Origin of the sequence: Actinomadura sp. KC345, assembly GCF_004348515.1 — a bacterium.
Lineage (GTDB): Bacteria > Actinomycetota > Actinomycetes > Streptosporangiales > Streptosporangiaceae > Spirillospora.
The window spans coordinates 25,006-31,618 of record NZ_SMKH01000062.1 but is presented as its reverse complement, the minus strand read 5'-3'; the positions used below and the strand labels follow the sequence as shown (position 1 = coordinate 31,618).

The window sequence follows — 6,613 nt, the reverse complement described above, 5'->3', positions numbered from 1 at the left end:
CCCCCAGCCAGCGCAGCCCCGCCGCCTCCGCCGCGAACACCCCGCCCCGGCCGGACGCCGCCTTCACGAACACGTCGCGGCCGTCGGCCAGGGACGCCCTGTGCAGGGTCCAGGAATGGCTGGAACCAAGGTCGCTCAGGCGGTCGACCTCCGTCCCGAGCAACCGCTCAAGGCTGTCCCGCACCAGGTTCAGCCGTTCTTGAGTGCGGCGCGGATCGTTTCCAAGAGGCCCGGCATGGCCGCCTCCACTTGCTCTAGGACGAGGTCGAAGCCGTCACGACCGCCGTAGTAGGGGTCGGGGACGTCCAGGTCAGGGCCCGCGTCCGGATCGAACTCGCGCAGCAGCCGGATCTTGCCGCGCGCCTCCTCGTCCGGTGCCATCGACCGCAGTGCCTGGAGATGGCCCTCGTCCAGCGCAAGGATCAGGTCGTAGAGGTCGAACCAGCTCTCCTCGAACTGCCGGGCGATGTGCGCGGAGCGGTATCCCGCCCTGTTCAGCGTGGCGACCGTCCGTTCGTCGGCCTCGCCGCCCACGTGCCAGCTCCCGGTGCCGGAGCTGTCCACCTCGACGTCCAGGCCCTCTTCCTCCACGTGGTGGCGCAGGACCCACTCGGCCATCGGAGAGCGGCAGATGTTGCCGGTGCAGACGAACGTGACGCGGTACGACATGCATTCATCATGCCCGAGACGAATGAGGCAGGATGACGACGCGGTCCACACCGGGCAGTCCGGTCGCGGCCGCCTTCACGGTCTCGGCCGCCCCGGTGCCCGCGGCCCACAGTTGCAACGAGTCGGCGAGGTCGCCCGGACCCACGGACTCCACCATGTCCTCCCGGTCCTTGAAGGTCCGCTTGAGCCGCTCGTACGCCTGCTCCTTCGACTCGTACTCGATCCGCCGCACCTCGGGCATGCCGTCAAGGCGCTTCCTGGCCGCCCGCTGCTCCTGCTCGGTCGCGTCCCGCTGCCCGCAGCCCGGATTGCGGGACGTGGTCGTGCAGAAGAACACCGACACCCTCCGCTCGACGGGGGCGGTGGAGTCGTCTGCCTCGTCGAGGATCCGGTTGACGACCAGATAGCCGCCCGTCGCCAGGGCGCCCGCCAGCACGACGGACACCGCCACGACGACCGCGATGAGGGCCGTCCGTGAACGCGGCGCGCCTCGTCCTTCCGGCGACCGGGGCGAGGCGCTCCCACCGGCGGCGTACCGCTCGTCTTCGGGCCCGCTCATCGCTCCCCTTCCCGCGGCCGCCTCGGCGCACGCCGATCACCGTAGCGGAGCCGTCACCGACCGGCACCGGATCCTTTGGCCTTCGTCTCCAGCAGAGCAAGAGCGTGCCCGTCGAGCAAAGAGCGCGGCCCCCGGCGGGGAGCCGGGGGCCGCGTCCTGGGGTGGGTACCTGGCGGCAGGTTCAGCGCGTAACGGGATCAGCGCGTGACGGCGTTCAGCGCGTGACGGCGTTCAGCGCGTGACGGCGTTCAGCGCGTGACGGCGTTCAGCGCGTGACGGCGTTCAGCGCGTCCACGATGCCGTTGCCGAAGAACCCGTTCCGCCTCTCCGAGCCTTCACAGGTCTGCGTCGAGGTGTTCTTCTTCCACTCGCCGTCCGACTGGGTGTACCAGACGTACTCGACGGTCCGGGGGCTCGGGCACGCCTTGGCGGTCGCGGTGCCGCGCAGTTTGCGCTCGACGAAGCGCGGGCTGAGGGTGAGGCCGCCATGGCGGCTGTCCCGCTGCCCGTACCTGCTGATGATCAGGGCGGCGACGCCGACGGCGTGCGGCGACGCCATCGAGGTGCCCTGGAGCGACTGGTAGTACGCGCAGTCGTCGCCCTCGCAGCTCTGGATGACGTACGGCACCTTGGGCGTCCCGTCGGCGTTCAGCTCGCCGCGGGCCTTGGCGAGCCGCTCCGGGTAGGCGGCCCAGATGCCGGCGCGGTCGTCGGGGCGCTGGTCGGAGGTGTCGACCTTGTCGCCGCCGGGCGCCGCCACCGCGACGTAGCCGTCGCCGAAGCTGCTGAAGTACGACTTGCGGCCGCTCGGGCCGGTCGACGACACCGGGATGACGTGCTCGCCCTCAGACGGCATCGACACGCAGCTCGGCGGGACCGTCCGCTCGTACGGCTCCTCGCCCGGCCTGGACGGGAAGTCCGGGCTGCCGGAGTCGGTGTTCGTCTTGGTGTAGTCGACGAGGTCGTTGCCGGCGGCGGAGATCAGCGTGACGCCCCGCTCGTGCGCGAAGTCCAGGGCGCGCTGCGTCGCCTTGATGATGGTGCGCTGCTCCAGCTGGTCCTCGGGGCTGTCGGCAGGGTTGTTGCCGCAGTTCCACAGCCACGGGTCCACGTAGTAGCTCATGTTGACGACATCGATGCCGCGCTTGGCCGCGTACGTGAGCCCGTCGACGGTCGGCTGCAGGAAGAAGTAGCCGGAGTCCTGGCCGACGCGCAGGTTGACGAGCGACACGTTCGGCGCGACGCCCGCCATGCCGAGCCCGTTGCGGGGCGAGGCGATGGTGGACGCGACGTGCGTGCCGTGGTCACTGTCGTCCCAGTCGTTCGGGTCGACGCACGACGGGAACTCGCACGGCCCGTCGAGCTCGTTGCCGTTGGCGTCGGTCGGGATGTCGCGGGTGAAGTTGCGGCTGAGCCTGCGGTTGAAGTTCGGCTTCACGTCGGGGTGGTCGCCGTCCACGCCCGTGTCGAGGATGCCGACCAAGACGCGCTTGTCGCCCGGCTCCTTCTTGTAGGAGCCGTCCTCCGTCGCGTGGATCTGCTTCATGTCCCACTGGAGGCCGGCCAAGGGCTCGCTGTCCTTGGACGGCTTGCCCGTGAGCGAGACCGTGGACTTGGTCCCGACGGTCTCCTCGACCTTCGCGACCTTCTTCTTCGGCGTCTTCGGCGCCTTGCCGATGACCCGGTTGTGCGCGGCTCCCTCCAGGGCCCGTTCACGCATGACCGCACCAACGAACTGCGGATTCTTCGACCGGACGGTCGCGACGCCCACATCACGGTTCTCGTGGACGATCGTGCCGCCGGCGTCCCTCACCGCCTGGTGAGCCCGGCGGACGGACACGTCCTCCTTGTAAAGGACGACGTACTCCGACACCTCACCCTTCCCTTGCGATGGGCTCGGGGCCGCCGACGCGGGCGCCGCGAGAGCGGTCACGGTGGTGACCGCGCACGCCGCGGAAATCAACGCTCGCCGCAAAACAGAACCTCCTGGCCGTTGGGGGGATAGCCCGGTTCGGTGTTGATCAGCCACGCGACGTTACGTGTGATGTTGTTGAGAATCGCGTACGGGAATGTAACGAATGAGACCAGTTCCTGTAAGGCCGTTTATCACCCGGTTCGCAGCGCGAGCGTGAGCGCCTCCACGGCCAGCAGCGGGTTGACGTTCGCCTCCAGCCGCTCCCGGCACGCCATGATCGCGTCCAGCCGCCTGAGGGTGTCCTCCGGACGGCCGTTCCGCGCGGCCGTCCGCAGCTCCGGGCCGATGTCGGTGTTCACGAGGTCGCTGCCCGCACCGAGCTGGAGCGTCAGCACGTCCCGGTAGTAGGACGCCAGGTCGAGCAGCGTCCGGTCGAGGGCGTCGCGCTTCACCCGGGTCGCGCGCGACTTCTGCCGGTCCTCGAGGTCCTTGAGCGCGCCCGCCGTCCCCCTCGGCATCCGGCCCTTGGCGCTCTCGCCGAGCGCCTGCCGCAGCGCGGACGTCTCCGACTCGTTCAGCTCCTCCGCCTGCGCCTTCGCCTCCGCCTCGGCCGCCTTGACCAGCGCCTCCGCCGCCATCACGGCCGGGCCCACCGACGTCAGCCGGCGCGGCACCTCCAGCACCCGCTCCCGCCGCCGGCGCGCCTCGGGGTCGCTCGCGAGCTGCCGTGCGCGCCCGATGTGCCCCTGCGCCGCCCGCGCCGCCGCGTCGGCGGTGTCCCGGTCCACGCCGTCCCGCAGGACGAGGACGTCCGCGACCGCGCCGATCGGCGGCGTCCGCAGCGTCACCAGCCGGCACCGCGACCTGATCGTCACCAGCAGGTCGTCCGGCGAGGGCGTGCACAGCAGCCACACCGTCCGCGCCGGCGGCTCCTCGATCGCCTTCAGCAGCGCGTTCGCGGCGGCCTCCGTGGCCCGGTCGGCGTCCTCGAACAGCACGACCTGCCAGCGGCCCGCGCTCGGCGACGACGACGACCGCAGCACCAGCGCGCGGGTCTCCTTGACCCCGTACGAGAGGCCCGCCGGGCGGACGACCTCCACGTCCCCGTGCGTCCCCTGGAGGACCTGGTGGCACGAGGCGCAGTGCCCGCAGCCCCGCGGCGTCTCCTCGCACTGCAGCGCCGCGGCGAACGCCCGCGCCGCGGCGACGCGGCCGGAACCGGGAGGCCCGGTGAACAGCCACGCGTGCGCCAGGCCGGACGTCCCCTCCGCGGCCGCCGACAACTGCGCGACGACGGGCTCCTGCCCCACCAGGTCATCCCACACGCTCATGACGGAAAGGCTATGCCCCAGCGGTGACTAGAAGTCCTTGATGGCCGGGAAGGTGCTCGTGGCATCTTCCGTACCGGCGGGGATGGGATCGGGGAGGATCTCGCGGATGCGGTACTGGATCTCCCGGCTCAGCTCGCTCTGCGGGCGGCTCGCGTCCAGGATCAGGTAGCGGTCGGGGTCGGCGTCGGCGAGGGCGTGGAACCCGGCGCGGACGCGTTCGTGGAAGTCCTGCGACTCCGACTCGATGCGGTCGGCCGGGGCGGACAGCCGGCCGAGGCCCGTCTGCGGCGGCACCTCCAGCAGGACGGTCAGGTCGGGGACTAGGCCGCCGGTGGCCCAGGCGTTCACGCGGGCGATGTCCTCGACCGCCTGCTGCCGCCCGAAGCCCTGGTAGGCGAGGGACGAGTCGACGTACCGGTCGCTGACCACGATCGCGCCGCGCTCCATCGCGGGCTTGATCACGTTGGCGACGTGGTCGGCGCGGTCGGCGGCGTACAGCAGGCTCTCGGCGCGGTCGGACAGGCCGGTGGTGTCGCGGTCGAGCAGCATCGCCCGCAGCCGCATCCCGATCTTGGTGGCGCCGGGCTCGTGCGTGGTGACGACGTCGTAGCCGTGGTCGCGGAGCCAGATCGCCGCGAGCCGCGCCTGGGTGGTCTTCCCGGCGCCCTCCCCGCCCTCGAAGGCGACGAACACGCCGCGCTCGCGGCGGACGGGCTGCTGCTGGGTCGGCGCCGCCGCGGCGGCCTGCTCCGGCGGCGTGTAGATCTCGCCGTGGAGGGCCGCGCGCAGGTCGGGGACGAGCGGGATGCCGCGCCGGTCGTCCAGCCGCTTGTACGCCACCACGCTCGCCAGCAGGGCGAGGACGGCCGCGATGAGCAGCGCGGCGCCCGACCCGTCGGCGTCATAGACGCCGCCGCCGAGTTCGATGCGGTGCGCGCCGACCGCTCCGGCGATCAGGGGGACGGCGGCGAAAGCGACCACGGCGGTGACGGCCGCGACCGAGCGCAGGTACGTGGACGGACGGGCGTCCTCCGGCGCGTCGGGGTCGGTCAGCGCGGCCTTGCCGGTCGACCAGGCGGCCCCGGCGAACACGCCGAGGAACCCGGTCATGAACACGACGACCACCAGGTTCTGCACGAGGGAGATCACGACCAGCGCGAGCGCGGCGGCGATCACCGCGAGGCCGAGGAGCCGACGGCGGCTGAACGGGACGAGGGCGCGGGGCCCGAGGAACAGCCCGAAGCCGAGGCCCAGAGTGAGCGCGGTGAGGATGCTGCCGTAGCCCGCGTCCCCGCCGCCGAGTTCGCCGGTGTGGACCCTCGCGACGGCGACGACGGCGCCCGCGGCGAGGGACGCGGCGGCGACCGCCAGGCCGACACCGCGCGCGGCGGCCGTCCCGGGCCCCTGGAAGATCGACTTCAGCGGGGCGGGCACCGGGCTCGGCTGCTCGGCCGGGATCTCGCGGATCATGGCGACGGAGACGGCCGAGGCGAGGAACACGGCGCCGGTGGCGTACAGGGCGAGGCCGGCGCGGGAGTCGCGGCCGAGCGTCCCGTCCGCGATGAGCGCGAGGACGGCGAACAGCACCGCCGCGACCGGGGCCGGGCCGAACAGGGCGCGGGTCGCGGTGCGGCGGGCGCGGGTGCGCAGGTCCCCGTCCGGGACCATCGCGGGCAGCGCCGCACGCGCCGTCGGCGTCCACAGCAGGCCCAGGCAGGCCACGAGGAACGCGGCGGCGAGCGTCCACGGCAGCAGGTCCACGAGCGGCACCGTCACGACGATCACGAGCCGCAGCACGTCCGCGATGAGCAGCATGAGCCGGCGGTCGACGCGGGCGGCGAGCGTGCCGCCGAGCGGGGCGAGGAGCACCGCCGGCAGCAGCATCACGGCCAGCACGCCGCCGACCGCCTGCGCGCGGGTGGCGGCGTCGTCGTCGCGGGTCAGCATCGCGGCCATCGCGGTCAGCGCCGGGACGGCGAGCCACAGGCCGAGGCCGGACAGGGACAGCGCCAGCCGCAGCCGCCGGAACGAACCGATCGGCGGATGCGGCGGATGCGACGAAACGCCCGGCGGCGGTGATGCTGCGGGGTGCGGCCGGGATGCGCCCGTTCTGGTCATGTCGGTCAGGGTATCGGCGTG

Annotated in this window: 5 protein-coding genes and 1 pseudogene; all 6 read right to left on the bottom strand. The window is 72.5% G+C overall.

The annotated features are described in order from the left end of the window. Window positions 1-184, bottom strand: a pseudogene (locus tag E1281_RS13325) (fructosamine kinase); the annotation flags it as partial. A gap of 5 nt (window positions 185-189) precedes the next feature. Continuing rightward, entirely contained in the window at window positions 190-669 is a 480-nt protein-coding gene (locus E1281_RS13320) for a low molecular weight protein-tyrosine-phosphatase (protein ID WP_131877870.1), read from the bottom strand. A gap of 7 nt (window positions 670-676) precedes the next feature. Further along, on the bottom strand, window positions 677-1,228 hold the full coding sequence (locus E1281_RS13315; protein ID WP_131877868.1) for a permease-like cell division protein FtsX: 552 nt from the start codon (window positions 1,226-1,228) through the stop codon (window positions 677-679). A gap of 265 nt (window positions 1,229-1,493) precedes the next feature. Then, complete coding sequence (locus E1281_RS13310; protein WP_243716922.1) at window positions 1,494-3,101, bottom strand: S8 family serine peptidase; 1,608 nt, start codon at window positions 3,099-3,101, stop codon at window positions 1,494-1,496. A gap of 233 nt (window positions 3,102-3,334) precedes the next feature. Then, window positions 3,335-4,474, bottom strand: coding sequence for a DNA polymerase III subunit delta' (locus tag E1281_RS13305; protein WP_131877864.1), 1,140 nt, complete (start codon window positions 4,472-4,474; stop codon window positions 3,335-3,337). Window positions 4,475-4,501: 27 nt separating this feature from the next. Further along, complete coding sequence (gene tmk / locus E1281_RS13300) at window positions 4,502-6,592, bottom strand: dTMP kinase (RefSeq protein WP_131877862.1); 2,091 nt, start codon at window positions 6,590-6,592, stop codon at window positions 4,502-4,504. Window positions 6,593-6,613: the final 21 nt, after the last annotated feature.

What these genes read in the sequence shown, in the direction of transcription:
- E1281_RS13320 (WP_131877870.1), bottom strand. Translation starts at nt 669, where the DNA reads ATGTCGTACCGCGTCACGTTCGTCTGCACCGGCAACATCTGCCGCTCT.
- E1281_RS13315 (WP_131877868.1), bottom strand. Translation starts at nt 1,228, where the DNA reads ATGAGCGGGCCCGAAGACGAGCGGTACGCCGCCGGTGGGAGCGCCTCG.
- E1281_RS13305 (WP_131877864.1), bottom strand. Translation starts at nt 4,474, where the DNA reads ATGAGCGTGTGGGATGACCTGGTGGGGCAGGAGCCCGTCGTCGCGCAG.
- tmk (WP_131877862.1), bottom strand. Translation starts at nt 6,592, where the DNA reads ATGACCAGAACGGGCGCATCCCGGCCGCACCCCGCAGCATCACCGCCG.